This is a genomic window from Domibacillus epiphyticus, assembly GCF_001975785.1.
Classification (GTDB): Bacteria; Bacillota; Bacilli; order Bacillales; family Domibacillaceae; genus Domibacillus; species Domibacillus epiphyticus.
The window spans coordinates 66,852-85,035 of sequence record NZ_MSFI01000026.1 but is presented as its reverse complement, the minus strand read 5'-3'; the positions used below and the strand labels follow the sequence as shown (position 1 = coordinate 85,035).

Here is an 18,184-nt window from a genome sequence, read left to right as displayed (position 1 = left end):
TAATAATGGTTCTTTTGGTCTTTTTGGTCAAAAAAAGAGCGCTTATTAGCGCTCTTCATCAGGAGGGGATTGAATTAATTCGATTAAGTCACGGCCGACCTCTTCTTCAACTTCTCTATATAGCGGTTGAAATGTTTGCAGCCACTCTTTCTTTTGCTGTTCCGTTAGGCGATACATTTGAATGGTGGAATTCTCTTTTATGTCTTGAAGCTGCAGTTCATTCATTTTCGCTGCTTCTTTCATATTCCAGAGTGTTGTTTCACGCATTGCTTCTTGAATTTTCTCCTGAATATCCTCAGGTAAACCGTTCCAAAATTTTTGATTCACCATTACGGCATATGCGAGATACCCATGATTGCTGATGGTTAAATGTTTTTGCACCCGATACAGACGCTTTGAATAAATATTGGAAATGGTATTTTCCTGACCGTCGATTTCTCTCGTTCCGAGTCCCTGATACACTTCGGTAAAAGGCATTACGACTGTCCGAGCGTTTAAAAGCCGGAACTGCTCTTCAATGACAGGCCCCGGCATCACACGAAATGTCTGGCCGCGAAAATGTTCCGGTTCAAGAAGGGGTGTTCCATCGCTCGTCATCTGTTTAAAACCATTACTCCAAAAAGATAATCCTTTTACTTTTTTATCTTTTATCATAGATAGGAGATGATCACTTGTTTGTCCGGCCAAGACGGCTTCCACCTGGCTGTTTCGGTTGAAAATAAATGGAAGATCAAGCACTTTCCACTCTGGTACAGTGTCAATCATCTTTGAAAACGAAGGAGCAATCATTTCGATATCTCCCCTTTGCAGTGCTTCATATTCATCGTCATCAGAATAAAGAATACCGTTTTGAAAAATGTGGACCTGCACCTGTCCATTCGTTTTCTCACTGACCAGTTCTGCGAATTTTTGAGCAGCGAGCCCTTTTGGTGTATTTTCTGCGACGACGTGAGAGAAATGAATGGTAATTTGTTTTTCAAGACCTTCCTGTTCATCATCATAGGAAAGCGTTTGCCGTTCGTTGTCCAGATTGTTTTGGTAAAAATAAAATCCGAGAAGCAGCAAAAGAATCGTTAGGCAAAAACCGATATATTTTGTCATGAGCATCACCTGTGCATTAATTGGTTCTATGTTTTTATCATATCATTTTTTCTGCAGCGTTTTTGTTTTTCTCTTCCATGGTAAAATAAAATCATACTATTATTTTTTGAGAATGGCGGCGTGGTTTATGGTAAGGGTCCCTATACAATGGAAAATAACTGGACTTATCGTGTTTATTCTCATGTTCTCTTTTTTCGTGCTCGGAATCGTTTTGACCGGTAATTATCTTGAAACAGAAGAAAGTGAACTGCGGGATACGGCAATTTTAACGGCTAGGACAGTGGCGGAACTTCCTGGCTTGGCAGAGAGCTTATCTTCTTCAAACCGTGTTCCGGATGGAGCAGCGGACGCAGTTGAAGAGCTGCGTGTAATAAATAAAGCAGATTATATTGTTGTTCTCAATATGGATCGTGTGAGATTAACTCACCCTGTACAAAGCAAAATTGGGACCGTATCGAACGGAAAGGATGAAGGGCCGGCTTTCGCTGAGCATTCTTATACAGCAAAAGGAGAAGGTGAAGTCGGCACGGTCATTCGGTCCTTTGTTCCGATTTTAGACGAAGCACACAATCAAGTGGGCGTCGTGATTGCAGGTTATAAGCTGCCACAAGTAATGGAAACGGTTTTGTCTGTGAAGATGGAAATCGTCGTTTCGTCGATTCTGGCGCTCTTAATATCGTGCTTGGGCGCGTATTTGCTGGCCCGGCATTTAAAGGAGCAAATGTTTAAGCTGGAGCCGCATGAGATTGCGCAGCTTGTTGTGGAGCGGACAGAAACATTTAACGCTATGCATGAGGGTGTTATCGCGATCGATAAATTTGAGAGAATTACGATTTTTAATGATCGGGCAAAAGCAATGTTGGGTGTTAAAGGGGATGTGATTGGGCATCAAATAAGAGAAGTGCTTCCGGATACACAATTGCCGGAAGTATTACAATTGGATCATCCTATCTACAATAAAAACATGCAAATTCGGAATCTGGCCATCTTGTCGAATAGGGTGCCGATTCGAGTAGCAGGCTCAACGGTCGGAGCCATTGCCATTTTTCAGGATCGTACACAGGTAAAGCAGCTAGCGGAAGAGCTGACAGGAGTAAAGGCATTTGTCAGTGCACTCAGGGTGCAAAATCATGAACATATGAACAAATTGCATACGATTGCTGGATTGATCCAGCTTGGGAACAGAGAAAAAGCGCTTGAATATGTTTTTCAAGTTTCGGAAGAACAGGAAGAGCTGACCCGATTTTTAAGTAAAAATATTAAAGATGACAGTCTGTCCGGTCTATTGTTGAGCAAAGTCAGCCGGGGGAAAGAATTGGGGATTCAAGTTATTATTGACCGCCATAGTAAACTGCAGACATTTCCCCTGTATTTAGACCATCATGATTTTGTCCTTGTACTCGGGAACTTGATTGAAAACGCGTTTGATTCATTTCAAAAGCAAAGTGAAGACAATCAGATTTATGTTAGCATTCAGCAAACAGAACAGGTGCTGTCGATTTTAGTTGAAGACAATGGTCCTGGAATTGAAAAAGAAAAACAACCATTTATTTTTAATCAAGGTTTTTCCACAAAAGCAAAAACAGGCAGAGGGATCGGGCTCTATTTAGTGAAACAAATTGTCGAAAAAGGAAGTGGGGAAATACAATTGGAGTCTATCCCTGGGGAAGGAACGACTTTCATTCTTACATTTCCAATGAATCATAACAAGAATAGAGGTGGACAAGTTGATTAAAGTGCTCCTGATTGAAGATGACTTAATGGTTCAGGAAGTAAACAAAGAGTTTATTAACAGAGTAGATGGATTTGAGATTATTGGGCTGGCGGCCAATGGGGAAGAAGGAATGGAGCTCATTCGGACATTATCTCCTGATCTCGTCATTGTTGATTTATATATGCCAGTAATGGACGGTCTTGAAACATTGCATCAATTGAGGAAAGAAGGGCATCGGGTGGATGTCATTGCCATTACAGCTGCTAGTGAGATAGACACTGTACGCCAGGTCTTCCAGCACGGTGCGTTTGATTATATAATGAAACCATTTAAATTTGAGCGGATGAAACAAGCGCTGGAAAATTATCTCTCCTTCCGAAAACGTTTGAACGACAAAGGAACCATCAGCCAAAGGGAACTGGATGATATATTATTCCTGAAGGATACAGATGAACCAGACGATTTGCCAAAAGGATTAAATGCGGTTACGTTAGCAAAAATTATCACCTGCTTATCTAAGATGGACAAACCTATTTCTGCTGAAGAAGTTGCGGAAGTTGTCGGCACGGCAAGAGTCACGGCAAGGCGGTATCTTGATTACCTTGAAAAAAGAGGGAAAGTGAAAATCGACATCCAGTATGGCGGTATCGGGCGGCCGATGAATCGGTATATATTGTATTGAAAGAAGGAGTCCAAACTTATACAAAACTCAACCATTAATGTTTTGTTCTTCCTGCTGATCTCTGTTTTTACACTTTAGACAAAAGCCGTTCCTCGGATGTTCAAACAATGTACTTTATGATAGGATAAAAGACGTTGTAAAATCCGAAGAGATCTTTCGTGAGAGTCGAAAGTGATACATATATAATGAGGTGAAGCATGGATTTATCAGTACAAAAAGTAAAAAGAGAATGGTTCGGGAATGTGAAAGGCGATTTGCTGTCCGGTCTTGTCGTTGCACTCGCGCTCATTCCAGAAGCGATTGCATTTTCAATTATCGCAGGCGTAGATCCAATGGTTGGATTATACGCTTCGTTTTCAATGGCAGTGGTCATCGCGTTTATGGGCGGGCGTCCTGCTATGATTTCAGCTGCGACCGGTGCGATGGCGCTTCTCATGGTGACGCTTGTAAAAGATCATGGACTGCAATACTTATTTGCAGCGACCATTTTAACAGGCATATTGCAGGTGACATTCGGGTATTTGAAAATTGCCCGATTTATGAAGTTCATCCCGCGTTCGGTCATGATAGGCTTTGTGAACGCTCTGGCCATATTAATATTCATGGCGCAAGTACCGCATTTTATCGGGATTTCAACGATGACATACGTATTCGTCGCGGCTACATTGGCTATTATTTATTTGCTTCCGCGCGTAACCAAAGCGGTTCCATCACCACTTGTTGCCATTGTTGTCATGACCGTTATAGCGGTGTTTGCCGGCTTTGATTTACGAACTGTCGGAGACCTGGGCAATATTAGCGGAACACTTCCATCTTTCTTTTTCCCGGACGTGCCGCTTAATTTTGAAACGTTATCCATTATTTTTCCAACGGCACTCGCTTTATCTATTGTCGGTCTCCTTGAGTCTCTTTTAACCGCATCCATTGTGGATGATATGACGGATACAGAAAGTGACAAAAACAGAGAAGCACGTGGTCAAGGGATTGCGAACATTGCGACCGGTTTCCTTGGCGGTATGGCGGGCTGTGCGATGATTGGACAGTCTGTCATCAATGTGAAATCCGGCGGCAGGGGCCGGCTGTCGACCTTGACAGCGGGTGTTGTTTTGCTGTTGTTAATTATTGTCCTGAGTGATATTGTCATTCAAATTCCGATGGCTGCACTAGTCGGTGTCATGATTATGGTGTCAATCGGCACATTTGACTGGGCATCAATTACCTCCGTCCGTAAAGTCCCTGTTACGGATACTATCGTGATGATCGTCACGGTAGCAGTTGTTGTTTGGACGCATGACTTGTCGCAGGGTGTGTTCGCCGGCATTATTTTAAGCGCGCTGTTTTTTGCAGCGAAAATATCCAAGCTGGATATTACGAATGAAACAAGAAATGCTAATGAAAAAATATACCGTGTGTCAGGACAGATTTTCTTTGCATCCGTCACGGACTTTTTAAATGAATTTGATTACAAAGAAGATGTTAACCGTGTCGTGATTGATTTAACCGCTGCGAATATATGGGACGACTCAGGTGTTGCAGCAATTGAAAAAGTGATCACGAAGTATAAGGAAAATAGTGTGCCGGTTCAGTTAGTTGGATTGAACGGACAAAGCGCCCGGCTTATGCAGCAAGTCGGGATTCAATAAAGTAACAGCGGCGGGTCAATCATGACTCGCTGTTTTTTTGTGTTGACATGAAAAAATGCGCGTGCTATTATTATCTCGAATTAAAGATAATTTAAATCGAGATAAATTAAGGAAGTGATGAATCGTAAGTGCCCGATTGAAGGCGTTAATCGAAACGTTCCTCAATCAGAAGAAGATAGGAGTACGAGTTAAAGTTTAAAAGTTGTAAAATTTTTTTAGGTATATATCTTTAATTAAAGATATATTAATTCGAGATATTAGGAGGAATTTTAAGATGATAGATGCAGGATTGTTACTGATTCGATTGGTTATAGGGCTTACGTTTGTTGGACATGGAGCGCAAAAGTTATTTGGCTGGTTTGGCGGATATGGCTTAAAAGGAACGGGCGGCTGGTTTGATTCCATTGGTATGAAGCCTGGTGTAAAGATTGCTTTCATTGCAGGTTTTACTGAACTAGCAGGAGGTGCATTATTCGCCCTGGGTTTATTAACACCGCTTGCCGGGGTGCTGATTGCTGCCACAATGGTTATTGCAATTGTCAAAGTACACGGTGCAAACGGGTTCTGGAGTACACAAAATGGGTATGAATATAATGTTATTTTGATTGCCGCCGCAATTGGTATCGCGATGACGGGACCAGGGCAGTTTGCACTGGACGCTCTTATTTTCTAAAAATGATGGGGTAAAAACAAGTTCTATGTGAGAGGAGAAGAAAAGATGGCAAAAAAAACAGCAGGTATTCACCACATTACAGCGATTGTTGGACATCCACAGGAAAATGTAGATTTTTATGCAGGTGTATTAGGGCTGCGTTTGGTAAAAAAAACGGTCAACTTTGATGACCCGGGTACCTATCACCTTTATTTCGGCGATCAAGGAGGAAAACCTGGAACGATTATCACCTTCTTTCCCTGGGCAGGTGCTAAACGCGGCACAATCGGGGATGGCCAGGTAGGTGTTACATCTTACGTTGTGCCGGAGGGAGCCCTTGGCTTTTGGGAAAAAAGACTGGATTCATTCAATATTTCTTTTCAAAAGACAGAACGGTTTGGTGAACAATACCTTGCATTCAGCGATCCCCACGGCCTGCAGATTGATATGGTAGCACGGGCAGAAGGAGAAAAGAATGGGTGGGAATTTGGCGGTGTGACACCGGAAGTGGCGATTAAAGGATTTGGCGGTGCCGTGTTATTGTCCGCACAGCCTGGCAAAACCGCTGCATTATTGGAAAAAGTAATGGGACTTGAGATGGGCGGAAAAGAAGGGGATTTGGTTCGTTTTCGTTCTTCAAGTGAAATCGGAAATGTTATCGACTTAAAGACCACATCATCTGGACGCGGCCAAATGGGAACGGGAACTGTTCATCATATTGCCTGGCGTGCAGATGATGATCATGATCAATTAGATTGGAAACAGCATGTAGAGAAGTATGGGTATGGAGTGACCCCTGTTCAGGACAGAAATTACTTTAATGCCATCTATTTTAGAGAACATGGGGAAATTTTATTTGAAATTGCAACAGACCCGCCAGGATTTGCGCATGATGAGTCACTGGAGACGATGGGAGAAAGTTTGAAACTGCCGGCTCAATACGAATCTCACAGAGAGAAGCTTGAAAACATATTGATTCCGGTTGAAGTTAGAGAATTGGACTGAAAAATAAAAGATGCGTGAAGAGATTTTTCATTAATGCAGTAAAAATATTGAGATGGAGTGTGCAGAATGGCAGAAAAAAATGAAGTAGGCGCGCTTATTTTAAGAGTAACGCTGGGTATTATATTTTTTGTACATGGTTTAGTTAAGTTTCAAGGGGGAATTGGAAATACTGCAGGTTGGTTCGACAGTATCGGCCTGCCGGGCTTTTTAGCATACATTGTAGCAACAATTGAGTTGGCGGGCGGTATTGCCTTAATTCTTGGTATAGGCACAAAAGTTGTTTCAGCTTTGCTTGCTCTTATTTTACTTGTTGCAACGCTGAAAGTAAAATTGGCTGCAGGTTTTCTCGGTAACGGACAAGTGTCTGGATATGAATTTGATTTAGCATTACTAGCCATTGCAGTATATCTTGTACTCAATGGAAGCAAGCTATTCTCAGCGGCTCATTTCCTGGGAAAAGATAAATGAGATCTAAGCAAGGGCTGAAGGCTGGAGCGGAAATTTTGGAAAGGCCTTAAAATTCGGGTGTTGGTGGTGAAATAATTGGGTTTTTTAAACAAGCTATTCGGAAGATCATCTAATCACAAGGAGGAACAAACAATGGAAAACGTCAAATTAGCGGTCGTGTATTACAGCTCTACTGGGACGAACTATCAAATGGCAAGATGGGCAGAAGAAGGGGCTAAAGCAGCAGGCGCGGAAGTAAAAGTTTTAAAAGTGCCTGAAACCGCTCCTCAGTCAGCAATTGATTCGAATCCAGCATGGAAAGCGCACGCTGATGAAACAAAAGGTGTTCCTGAAGTGACATTGAATGATTTGGAATGGGCAGATGCCATCATTTTCAGTGTGCCGACACGCTTTGGAAATATGCCGGGGCAGGTAAAACAATTTTTAGATACAACAGGCGGACTTTGGTTCCATGGGAAGCTTGCAAACAAAGTAGTGAGCGCGATGACTTCAGCACAAAATTCACATGGCGGACAGGAAGCAACAATTTTATCACTTTACACGTCCATGTACCATTGGGGCGCTATCATTGCATCACCTGGTTACACAGACCCGGTGACATTCGCGGCCGGAGGGAATCCATATGGCACAAGTGTCAGCGTAAATCAGGACGGAAACATGGTGGAGGATGTGCAGGATGCTGTTAAACACCAGGCAAAGCGTACGGTGACAGTAGCGGAATGGGTGAAAAAAGGGAACCAGTAATGATAAAAGCGGATCGGTATTAGGCCGGTTCGCTTTTTTTGTTTTCCAAATGGTACAATATGTATAAAAAAGTCGAATGGAGTCCTGTTTTATGTTGCACAAACTGAACGTGCTGCTTGGAAGGTGGATGCCGATATTGACGCCGATCAGTGTCATAACGGGTGTGGTTGCGGCAGGACTGCTGGATTCGTGGGGGTTTATTGTTCCGTGGGCATTTGCCTTTATGACGTTTGCCGGCAGCTTAAATTCCAACTTCAAAATGCTTCACCACACAATCTCACACCCGCTGCCAATCCTTCTTGCACTCACCGTTCTTCATGTCATTACCCCTTTATGGGCATGGGAAATCGGTCATTTCTTCTTTCCAGATGATCCATTGACCGTAACAGGATTCACTCTGGCGGTTGTTATACCAACGGGAATTACAAGCATGATCTGGGTGACGATGAATAAAGGAAGCGTGCCGCTTGCTCTGGCGATTATTTTAATTGATACAATGCTGTCTCCAATTATCGTGCCGTTCAGTTTGTCTGTTCTTGCTGGAAGTGTAGTGGAGATGAACTTTTTTGACGTCATGAATGGACTGGTCTGGATGATTGTCGTGCCATCATTACTCGGAATGGCGGTGAACGAGTGGCTAAAATCAGATCGATCCATTAACATCAGTCAAAAACTGGCGCCATTCTCGAAAATGACATTGCTTGCTGTCATTGCGATTAATAGTTCAGTTGTGTCTCCTTTTTTGCGAAATATCGATTTGAAGTTTTTGCAGATTTTAGGAACAGTCTTGCTCATTGTATTATCCGGTTATCTTTTCTCGTGGGTCATCGCAGTTTTATGGAAACAAAAGAAAGAAAATGTGATCACGCTGATTTTTACAGGTGGAATGCGCAATATTAGCGCTGGAGCGGTTCTAGCCGTTAACTTTTTCCCGCCTCAGGTTGCCGTGCCCGTTGTCATTTGCATGCTGTTTCAGCAGCTCCTTGCAGCATTTCATGGCTATTTGATTACACTAGTTTATGAGAAAAGCGTATTCCGGAAACGGTCCGTAGTACATGAGAAATGAAAGTGAATAAAGGGGGTTTCCCATGGAAAGCCGGATTGTGCACCATTTGGGCCGATTTTTCGATGGCAAAGCCGGAATCTGTTCATGAAGACCGGATTCCCAAAATACCGGCCAAAAGAACAAGAAATCCGGCCCAATATCAGAAAATCCGGCCAGCGAAGTAAGAAGGAGAGGTCTTTAGACCTCTCCTTCTTTTTCATTTTCTTTTGGCATCTTGCCTTTCCCGGTGTGCATTGGCAATGTTTTCAGCATCCCCTTTCATGAGAAAAAAAGAAATAATGCCTGAGAAAACAGAAGCACCGGCGGCAATAAGCCCGCGAGTCTGCACGTCAATCATCGCAAAGTCTTTATTAAGCATCCAGGTCGCAATCGAAAAAACGAGGACCATAACCGGTATGACAAAAATAAATTGTTTCAAATTGTCCATCCTTTCAAGTTTTTTCTATTAGTTTAGCACATAAAGTACAATTTTTTACCTGATACCATATGGAGAGATCAGTGGAAGGCATTTCAGTAATAAAAAAGGAATAACTGTTAAAATATGGGTTGTCCCTATTCCGAAAATCTGCTAGTATATCGATATACGATATATCGCGTGTCGATATGGTAAAGCAGGTGAAGAAATGATGAAACGTAATGAAGATTATTTGCCGCTGTCGCAGGCGACGTATTATATATTGCTTTCACTCCGGGAAGTGCGGCATGGCTATGCGATTATGCAGGATGTTGAAGAAATCAGCCGTGGGGATGTAACGATGGGGCCTGGGACGCTGTACGGGGCATTAAGCAAATTGGAAAAGCAGGGCATTATTGCGAAAACAGACGTAGGGGAAGCGGATCGGCGTAAATATTATAAGCTGACAGACAAGGGGAAAGAGGTGCTCCAACTTGAGTACTTACGGCTCACTTCGCTTGTCGAACACGCCCGCGGTATTATGTCACAATGGGAAGGTGATAAGGATGGAAGTTAAAAAATTCAAGTTGTTTCTCGCTTCGAATGTGGAAAAAGAAGCTGAATGGCTTACAGACATGTCAAAAAAGGGGCTTCATTTTAAAAAGTACCGTTTTGGTTTCTATTTTTTTGATGAAAATCATGATGAGTCGTACGTGTATCAAATTGACTTCCGTGAGACGAAAAAAGAAAACCGCGAAGACTATTTGCAGCTATATGAAGACAGCGGCTGGGAATATGTCGACAGCTTTATCAATATATTTCATTATTTTCGTACACCAGCAGACAAGCCACATATAAAAAAGATTTATTCAGACAGGGAATCTACAAAAGAAGCGTTCCAGCGAATGTTCCGATTTTATATATGGCTTTTTATCATTATGACTGTCGCTCAAATCAATTTAGTTATCAACTGGAGGGGACTACATCTTCAATTTTTACAACTCGGTATATACGTCATTGGAGTTGCAATATATACGTATGTATTCTTTTGTCTGAAACGAAAAATAAATTTTTAAGCAGGAGGATATTTCGAGGATTTTAATGACGATCTTTTTTCTTCTTTTAGCCGTCGGATCTGGATGAAACGACTTAATGCGGCTAAAAAATAAATAAAAAGAAAATGTATGCGCAGATTATTTTTCACCAATGGAAAACGACGGCACTTATTGTGGGTTATTGGGCTCGGCAGACAAACCATTCACTTTATTAGGCTTTTCGATGCCGGATGGGTCAATTTTCCTCAATGCAGTGATGATGAAGTGGTCTTCTGGTAAATGCGACGATTTTAATCATAGTGATGCCTGCGGGGAAAAGCTGGAAGCGATTGAGTGTATGCTTCCTGAAGATACGAAAGACCGTTTATTATTTGCTTCAGTTGCTGTAACAGCTGGATTTTGTGAAGAAGTGATGTTCAGAGGGGTTATGATGACATACTTGGAGCAGCTTAATTTGTCAGTAGTGGGAGCAGTCATCTTGTCGAGTGCGGTTTTTGGCATTATCCACCTGTACCTGGGATGGAGAAAACGTCATGTTGACTGGATTGATGGGGTTCGTTATAGCCTGAATTTATATGGAAACCGGTTCCCTGTTGATCCCGATTAATTTACATATCTTAATTGATTTACGGTTTGCATTTTACCAGCAGGAATGCCGTTAAGACTTTTGCCTAACAGAAATAAATAGTTAAAAAGAGCAGCCAGATTCAAACCGGCTGCTCTTCATATTATCCCAAGATCTCATCAATCTTCTTCAAATCTTCATCATGTAATAGCACGCCAGCTGCTTTTGCTGTATCACGAATTTGTTCCGGACGTTTGCCGCCTGGAATAACGGAATCGACGCCATCTTGTGCGAGAAGCCAGGCGAGAGCGAGGTGGCTGATCGTTGTGCTTTTTTTAGCTGCAAATTCCTTTAACAGTTCCACCTTCGTGAGATTTTTTTCAAATTCTCCTTTTGCAAAGAGCGGAACGGAATTGCGCCAGTCATTTGCAGGTAATGTAAAGTCTTTCGTATAGTATCCGCCGAGCAAGCCAAATGCAAGTGGTCCGTATGGAACAAAGGAAATATCATGTTCAATACAGTATGGCAATACATCCTTTTCAACGGAGCGGTCAAACATGTGATACGCCATTTGCAGCGCATGAATGTCGCCGTGTGCATTCGCTTCTTTCAGCTGATCAATTGACATGTTTGATACGCCAATCGCACGGATTTTTCCTTCCTCTTTCAGCTTAACCAGTTCTGCAACAGCGTCGCTTACCCGTGTTTTGCCATCAGGGAAATGAATGTAATATAGGTCAACGTAATCGGTATCTAATCGTTTTAAGCTGTTTTCAAATGCTTTTCGTAAGTAAGAAGGATTATTGTTTTTCACAACGGACCCATCCGGGAACCATTCGTTGGCGCCTTTGGTTGCAAGGACAATTTCGTTGCGCGGTTTTTCTTTTATGACTTCTCCAACAAGTTCTTCGGAGCGGCCTTTGCCGTATATGTCAGCCGTATCAATGAAAGTAATGCCTTCATCAATTGCCGCACGGACAAAGTTTTTGCCGTCTTCTTCATTTAAATTATCAAATAAATTATGACCGCCGACTGCATTTGTGCCGAGACCAATTCTCGAAATGTTAAGATTCGTTTTCTTTAGTTTCGTATATTGCACCGATATCCCTCCTCCTTATTTTTCCTTCTCTTTCACTTTACAGGATCAGCATTTCATGGTCAAAAAAGATGACCATATATTATCACGGGTGCAGGGAGGAGTGGCGAATAGCTGTATCCATGGGCGGAGGTCAAGGTCTACGTTGTGTTTTCCAGGACGATTTATTGACTTTTTTAGAGTGTCTATATTACTATCAAAATAGATTATTAAGTTAGCTATGTATATAAAATGGCATCGTTTACATTATAGAATTGAAAGGAGAATATACATGCAAAAGTTTGAAACAATGACGAAAAGCTACATTAATGGGCAATGGGTAGAAGGGGATAGCGGCCGTGTATACAACGACTTAAACCCTTATGACAATTCAGTCATTGCGGAAGTGAAAATTGCTTCAAAAAAACAGATGGAAGATGCTTTTCAAACAGCCGCTGCTGCCCAAAAAGAATGGGCGAAGTCGTCAGTAGAGGAACGAAAAAAAGTTATTGAAAAAGCTGCAGAGTACTTGAAAGAAAACCGTGAAGAAATCGTACAGCTCGTAAGCCGGGAAACGGGCGGAACAATTTTGAAAGGAAATGTCGAGCTTCATTTAGCGCTTGAAGTGCTTGAAGAAGCACTAAACTATGCAGGTGAAGTCGGGGAAGTGCGTGAAGTAACGACTGGGGTAGAAGGCAAAGTGAACCGCATTTACCGTCTGCCGCTTGGCGTCATTTTATCGATTTCACCATTTAACTTTCCAATGAACTTATCAATGCGGACGATTGCCCCGGCAATTGCTCTCGGCAACGCAGTTGTCCATAAGCCGGATATTCAAGTCGGACTTGTCGGTGGTGTAGTACTGGCAAAAGCATTTGAATATGCGGGTCTGCCAGCTGGTGTCTTTAATATGATTTTAACCGATGTCGATGAGATCGGTGACGACATGTTAACAAATCCAATTCCTCGTTTAATCAGCTTTACCGGTTCAACAGCTGTGGGCCGTCATATCGGTGAGATTGCTGGACGCAATTTGAAACGGGTAGCGCTTGAACTTGGCGGAAACAGTCCGTTTATCGTCTTATCTGATGCAGATGTTGAGCAGGCTGTAAACGCATCAATTTTTGGGAAATTTATCCACCAAGGTCAAATCTGCATGATAATTAACCGAATTATTGTGCACAAAGACAAGTATGATGAATTTGTAAACAAGTTTGTCGAGCGGACAAAAGCACTTCCTGCCGGAAATCCACAGGACCCGAATACGGTAATTGGACCGCTTGTGAACGAGCGCCAGCTTGAAAAAGCACTTGGTTTTATTGAGGAAGCGAAAAAAGAAGGTGTTACGGTTGCGCTTGAAGGGAAACGTGAAGGCAACGTTTTGACACCATCCATCTTCACTGATGTGAAAAATGATGGAGCACTGGCACAAAAAGAATTATTTGGCCCAATTGCCCTTATCATTAAGGCGGACAGTGACGAAGAAGCAATCACAATGGCAAATGATACAGAAGCGGGTCTCAGTTCTGCTATTTTCACGAGCGATCTTGAAAAAGGCGAACAGTTTGCTTTGCAGCTTGATACAGGCATGACGCATATTAATGATCAGACTGTTAACGATGCACCAAATATTCCTTTCGGCGGGAACAAAGCAAGCGGCATGGGCCGATTTGGAAATCCATGGGTTGTGGATGAATTCACCGTTACAAAATGGGTATCTGTCCAAACAACACCGAGACAATTTCCTTTTTAAAAGATATAAATTCTACAAGAAAACCTGCAAAAATTTGCAGGTTTTTTTCTGTATAAATCAAATCATTAAAAGGGAAAGCATTGTTTTAATACATAAAAATAGGAATAATTCAGACTATTGACAATATTGGGATTTACATTATATTATCTATTTAGATAATTTAGTTACCTATTTAGATATTTATGATTACACTTACATTTATTTTGAACGAAAAAGGGGGATTTTCACATGGCGAAGCAAGAAGTGCTCACACAGGAAGAACTGGATCAGTATTATGAAGGGATGAAAAAAGAACATCTCGGACCGCTCTGGTATGACCTTGGCCATATGGTGACGAAAGAACCGGTTCATGATGTGAAACCTTATTTGTGGAAGTGGGAGACGATCCGCGCGTATGCACTGAAAGCCGGTGATCTTTTGGAGCCGGGAAAAGATGCGGAGCGGCGCGTTGTATATTTGCAAAACCCGAGCTTGATTGAAAGAGGACTTATCGGGTACGGAACACATACGCTTTATGCCGGTATTCAGCTGTTAATGCCTGGGGAAAGTGCGCCCTCGCATCATCACTCTCAGTCCGCTATCCGATTCGTTATTGAAGGAGAACAGGCATACACGGCAGTAAACGGTGAAAAAACATACATGGAGCGCGGCGATATGATTTTGACGCCGGCGTGGACGTGGCATGAGCATAAACATGAAGGAACAGAGCCGATGTTCTGGATGGATGGTCTAGATGTAGGTCTTGTTCGCACTCTTGCGGCTTCTTTTTTTGAGCCGTATGAAGAAGAATCCTATCCGATGGAGGCGCCGGAAAATTATTCGACGCAGCAATTTTCAATGGGTGCATTTAAAAAATTAAATGAACCTGCAGCTCCGGACTATCCATCACCGATATTCGGTTATAAATTTAACCGGGTAAAATATTTGCTTGATCAAATGACGGAAGGGGACATTGACCCATTTGACGGATATGCGATCGAGTATATTAATCCGGCAACGGGCGGTCCGGCAGATTCTCGCATTGGCACGATGATGCAAAAATTAACTTCTGGTCAGTACACGAAAGCGCACCGCCATGTACACAGCGCCATTTATCATGTTCTGGAAGGGACGGGCTATACCGTTATTGACGGCCAGAAGTTTGAATGGGAAAAAGGAGACTTTTTCATTCTGCCGCCATGGAGCCGCCATGAGCATGTAAATACGGGATCGGATGATGTTTATCTCTTTTCATTCAATGACAAACCAGTGATGGAAAAGTTGGAACTTGAATTCAGCGAAGAATATAAAGAAAATGACGGGCATCAACGAATCGAATCAACATTTGTACCGAATACAGACGTTTAAGAGGGGAAGGGAAGCGCTGTGAAGATTGCTATTTTTAATGAAGATCTACTCGGTATTGTGAAAGACGGCCGCGTTACGGATGTGTCAAATGCGGCAGGATGGGATTCCGCACGTCCTCATGAATCATTCTTATCGCTCATTGAACAATTTGATGAGTTGAGAGAAGCGATCGAAAAGGAAGCGGTTTTAGGAATGTCCTATCCGTTGAGCGAGGTGACACTCAAATCGCCGGTTCCAAGTACTCGTAAAATATGGGCTGCGCCGGTAAATTACCGGAAGCACCAGGAAGAAATGAATAAAATGTTTAATAATGCACCGCGGACAATTGAAGAAATTGCGCTCTTTTTAAAATCCCCTGAATCGTTGTCAGGTCCGAGTGATCCTATTTTACTTCCGTATCGTGACCGCCGTACAGATCATGAAGCGGAACTTGGTTATATTGTAGGGAAAAAAGCGAAAAACATCAAAGAAGGCGATGCAAAAGACTATATTTTTGGCTACTTTGCGCTTCTTGATATTTCAATCCGCGGCAATGAGGAACGGACGTGGCGCAAGTCGTTTGATACATTTACACCTATTGGTCCGTGGATTGTGACGGCAGATGAGATCGATGATCCGAATAACTTGGCAATGACGCTCTGGGTTAATGATGAAGTACGACAGGATGGAAGTACAAAACATTTAATCTACGACTGCTATAAATGCTTTGAAGTCGCATGTAACAATATGACATTGCTGCCAGGCGACATAATCGCAACCGGTACCCCGGAAGGCGTCGGACCTATTAAACCCGGAGACCGCGTGCGTATTAAAATTGATCAAGTCGGTGAATTTTCCGTGGATGTTAAACTGGCTGGAGAAGCGTAAGGGGATGTCTTTATGAGAAATATACATCGCATCAAAGTCGTATTCGGTGATACGGATGCGGCAGGAATTGTGTTTTATCCAAATTTTTACCGGTGGATGGACCAGGCGGCACATGAATTAATTGGTGCGGCACTCCTGCCTGTATCAAAACTTCAATCAGAGCGGCATATTATTCTGCCGCTTCTTGAAACATTCTGCCAGTTTAAGTCACCATTATTTTTTGAAGATATCGTCGAGGTTCATTCTGAAGTGGTTGGAATGAACCAAAAGGTGTTAAAAATCGAGCACGTGTTTAAAAAAGGAGACCATACTGCTGCAGCCGGTTATGAAGTGAGAGCGTGGACATCAACGGAAAGCGGCAAGCCAAAAGCAGTTCCTATTCCGAATGATGTACGGGCTGCACTTGGACACGGACCGGGCAGCCAATGATCGTGGGGGGGGATGTCATGGTGAAGACTCAATTACCGGTGACAATTGACGGATTGTTGATGGAGGCCGCTGCGGAATATGGAGCGAGTACGGCCTTTACAGATGGCGTACATACGCTGTCTTTTAATCAAGTAGAACAGCTTTCAAAACGGGTGGCAAAGCATTTTTGGAAGATGGGCATGCGTAAAGGGGATGTCATTGCTGTCCAGCTTCCAAACAGTATGGAATTTGTTCTTGCTCATCTCGCGGCAGCGCAAATCGGGCTTGTTTTTAATCCGCTCAGTCCAAATTACCGCCGCCAGGAATTAACGTATATGCTTGGTCATTGTGAAACAAAGGCGATTATCGTCCAGGGTTCAACTAGTAAGTTTAACTTTGAAGCACTGGCGTATGAAGTAAAAGAAAAACTGCCTCATTTGTCGCACGTAATTACCGCTGGAGGAGCGGAACATACAGAAAGCATCCTGTTTTCTACTTTTCTTGAAGACGATCCAGAAGGTGTGGCTGATAAAGATCTTTTTGAAGAAAAGCCCGGGCTGGACGACCCATCGCTCATTATGTTTACGTCAGGGACAGAGTCAAACCCGAAAGCCGTTTTGCACACCTCCCGTACGTTTGTGGCCACACATTTACGAAATGGTTATGAATATCAAGTGAGCGAACAAGATACCATATTAAGTTTAACGCCGCTTTGCCATATGTTCTCTTTGCCAATGATTATGATCGGCCTTCATCAAGGGGCTAAGCACTATTTGTACGGCGAATACAGGGTGGAAGAGTTAATTGATATTTTTCGGCATGAACTGGTGACGTTTTTGATCGCGGCACCAGCTCACTTGCTTGATGTTTTACATTATATAAAGGCAGCCGGTGCAGCTGCGGACGGCGTAAAGCTTCGGCTGGTGCTAACTGGCGGGACAAAAATTCCATCCCAAATGGTTAAAGATTTACGGGATGTATTGCATTGCAATGTTGGTGCACAGTGGGGAATGACAGAGGTTTGTGCCGGTTCATTTACACGTCCCGAGGATGATCCGTCAAAAGCATGGGAATCGATCGGCCGTGTTTGTCCGACAGGGGAAGTCATCATTGTCGATGAAGAGAACAATGTACTGCCGCACAATGAAATCGGGGAAATTGCCTTTAAGGGTGACAGTTTGTTTGTAGAATATTATCGAAATCCAGACGCGACTCGTATGGCTTTTAATGAAAACGGTTACTTTTTAACGGGTGATCAGGGATATCTTGACGAAGGAGGCTATATTTACTTTTCGGGACGGTCAAAAGACACGATTAACCGCGGCGGATTAAAATTTCATGCATCAGAAATTGAGGAAGCGCTGCTGATGAACCCGAAAGTGCGACAGGCTGCTGTCGTCAGTGTACCGGATCCGCGCCTCGGTGAACGCGCTTGTGCATACATCTCTCTGCGTGACGGAGAGGAATGGTCTTTTGAAGAAGTGAAATCATTTTTACTTGAACAGGGATTTGCGAAATACAAAATTCCGGAATATGTAGAAATGAGAAAAGAACTTCCGGCAACACCATCCGGTAAAATAGTAAAAGGACCGCTGCGTACAGAAGCACAACTGCTTGGAAAAGAATGAATGAAAAAGCTCGAAAG

General features: G+C 42.8%; 19 protein-coding genes. 16 read left to right on the top strand and 3 right to left on the bottom strand.

Annotation, left to right across the window (positions count from 1 at the left end):
• Positions 1-45: 45 nt before the first annotated feature.
• Positions 46-1,101 carry a DctP family TRAP transporter solute-binding subunit gene (locus BTO28_RS14645; RefSeq protein ID WP_076767587.1) on the bottom strand — a complete coding sequence of 352 codons (1,056 nt, stop codon included), beginning with the start codon at positions 1,099-1,101 and terminating at the stop codon, positions 46-48.
• A gap of 127 nt (positions 1,102-1,228) precedes the next feature.
• Between BTO28_RS14645 and BTO28_RS14640 the strand changes: the two genes are divergently transcribed.
• The 8 genes from BTO28_RS14640 (at position 1,229) to BTO28_RS14605 (ending at position 9,075) form a co-directional block, all read left to right on the top strand.
• Positions 1,229-2,836, top strand: coding sequence for an ATP-binding protein (locus BTO28_RS14640; RefSeq protein ID WP_076767585.1), 1,608 nt, complete (start codon positions 1,229-1,231; stop codon positions 2,834-2,836).
• Positions 2,829-3,497 (top strand): response regulator, encoded by a 669-nt coding sequence (locus tag BTO28_RS14635; protein WP_076767583.1) that lies wholly within the window; start codon positions 2,829-2,831, stop codon positions 3,495-3,497. The genes BTO28_RS14640 and BTO28_RS14635 overlap by 8 nt, the downstream gene beginning before the upstream one ends.
• A 197-nt stretch (positions 3,498-3,694) precedes the next feature.
• Positions 3,695-5,140 (top strand): SulP family inorganic anion transporter, encoded by a 1,446-nt coding sequence (locus BTO28_RS14630; RefSeq protein WP_076767581.1) that lies wholly within the window; start codon positions 3,695-3,697, stop codon positions 5,138-5,140.
• Between the two features lie 274 nt (positions 5,141-5,414).
• Positions 5,415-5,813 (top strand): DoxX family protein, encoded by a 399-nt coding sequence (locus tag BTO28_RS14625; RefSeq protein ID WP_076767579.1) that lies wholly within the window; start codon positions 5,415-5,417, stop codon positions 5,811-5,813.
• 45 nt (positions 5,814-5,858) lie between these two features.
• Complete coding sequence (locus BTO28_RS14620; RefSeq protein WP_076767577.1) at positions 5,859-6,797, top strand: ring-cleaving dioxygenase; 939 nt, start codon at positions 5,859-5,861, stop codon at positions 6,795-6,797.
• 66 nt (positions 6,798-6,863) lie between these two features.
• Positions 6,864-7,265: a DoxX family protein gene (locus BTO28_RS14615; RefSeq protein ID WP_076767575.1), complete on the top strand. Its 402-nt coding sequence runs from the start codon at positions 6,864-6,866 to the stop codon at positions 7,263-7,265.
• A 132-nt stretch (positions 7,266-7,397) separates the two neighbouring features.
• Positions 7,398-8,009 carry an NAD(P)H:quinone oxidoreductase gene (wrbA, locus tag BTO28_RS14610; protein ID WP_233129895.1) on the top strand — a complete coding sequence of 204 codons (612 nt, stop codon included), beginning with the start codon at positions 7,398-7,400 and terminating at the stop codon, positions 8,007-8,009.
• 91 nt (positions 8,010-8,100) lie between these two features.
• On the top strand, positions 8,101-9,075 hold the full coding sequence (locus tag BTO28_RS14605) for a bile acid:sodium symporter family protein (protein ID WP_076767571.1): 975 nt from the start codon (positions 8,101-8,103) through the stop codon (positions 9,073-9,075).
• 196 nt (positions 9,076-9,271) lie between these two features.
• Here BTO28_RS14605 and BTO28_RS14600 read toward each other — a convergent pair whose 3' ends face one another.
• Positions 9,272-9,493 carry a hypothetical protein gene (locus BTO28_RS14600; RefSeq protein ID WP_233129894.1) on the bottom strand — a complete coding sequence of 74 codons (222 nt, stop codon included), beginning with the start codon at positions 9,491-9,493 and terminating at the stop codon, positions 9,272-9,274.
• 205 nt (positions 9,494-9,698) lie between these two features.
• Here BTO28_RS14600 and BTO28_RS14595 point away from each other — a divergent pair, with 205 nt between their 5' ends.
• The 3 genes from BTO28_RS14595 to BTO28_RS14585 all read left to right on the top strand — a co-directional run bounded on the left by BTO28_RS14595 (position 9,699) and on the right by BTO28_RS14585 (position 11,131).
• A complete protein-coding gene (locus BTO28_RS14595) occupies positions 9,699-10,046 on the top strand; it encodes a PadR family transcriptional regulator (RefSeq protein WP_076767566.1) in 348 nt (115 codons plus the stop codon).
• The gene (locus BTO28_RS14590; protein ID WP_076767564.1) at positions 10,036-10,545 is read left to right on the top strand and encodes a DUF2812 domain-containing protein; all 510 of its coding nucleotides are present in this window, start codon (positions 10,036-10,038) and stop codon (positions 10,543-10,545) included. The genes BTO28_RS14595 and BTO28_RS14590 overlap by 11 nt, the downstream gene beginning before the upstream one ends.
• A gap of 130 nt (positions 10,546-10,675) precedes the next feature.
• Positions 10,676-11,131 (top strand): CPBP family intramembrane glutamic endopeptidase, encoded by a 456-nt coding sequence (locus BTO28_RS14585; protein ID WP_076767562.1) that lies wholly within the window; start codon positions 10,676-10,678, stop codon positions 11,129-11,131.
• A gap of 121 nt (positions 11,132-11,252) precedes the next feature.
• On the opposite strand, the gene BTO28_RS14580 is transcribed toward BTO28_RS14585, so the two are convergent.
• A complete protein-coding gene (locus tag BTO28_RS14580; RefSeq protein ID WP_076767560.1) occupies positions 11,253-12,188 on the bottom strand; it encodes an aldo/keto reductase in 936 nt (311 codons plus the stop codon).
• Positions 12,189-12,456: 268 nt separating this feature from the next.
• Here BTO28_RS14580 and BTO28_RS14575 point away from each other — a divergent pair, with 268 nt between their 5' ends.
• The 5 genes from BTO28_RS14575 (at position 12,457) to BTO28_RS14555 (ending at position 18,167) form a co-directional block, all read left to right on the top strand.
• Entirely contained in the window at positions 12,457-13,917 is a 1,461-nt protein-coding gene (locus BTO28_RS14575; RefSeq protein ID WP_076767558.1) for an aldehyde dehydrogenase family protein, read from the top strand.
• A 228-nt stretch (positions 13,918-14,145) separates the two neighbouring features.
• Positions 14,146-15,264: a cupin domain-containing protein gene (locus BTO28_RS14570; RefSeq protein WP_076767556.1), complete on the top strand. Its 1,119-nt coding sequence runs from the start codon at positions 14,146-14,148 to the stop codon at positions 15,262-15,264.
• A gap of 18 nt (positions 15,265-15,282) precedes the next feature.
• Positions 15,283-16,131: a fumarylacetoacetate hydrolase family protein gene (locus BTO28_RS14565; RefSeq protein ID WP_076767554.1), complete on the top strand. Its 849-nt coding sequence runs from the start codon at positions 15,283-15,285 to the stop codon at positions 16,129-16,131.
• A 12-nt stretch (positions 16,132-16,143) separates the two neighbouring features.
• Positions 16,144-16,560 carry an acyl-CoA thioesterase gene (locus tag BTO28_RS14560; protein ID WP_076767552.1) on the top strand — a complete coding sequence of 139 codons (417 nt, stop codon included), beginning with the start codon at positions 16,144-16,146 and terminating at the stop codon, positions 16,558-16,560.
• 17 nt (positions 16,561-16,577) lie between these two features.
• Complete coding sequence (locus BTO28_RS14555; protein WP_076767550.1) at positions 16,578-18,167, top strand: class I adenylate-forming enzyme family protein; 1,590 nt, start codon at positions 16,578-16,580, stop codon at positions 18,165-18,167.
• Positions 18,168-18,184: the final 17 nt, after the last annotated feature.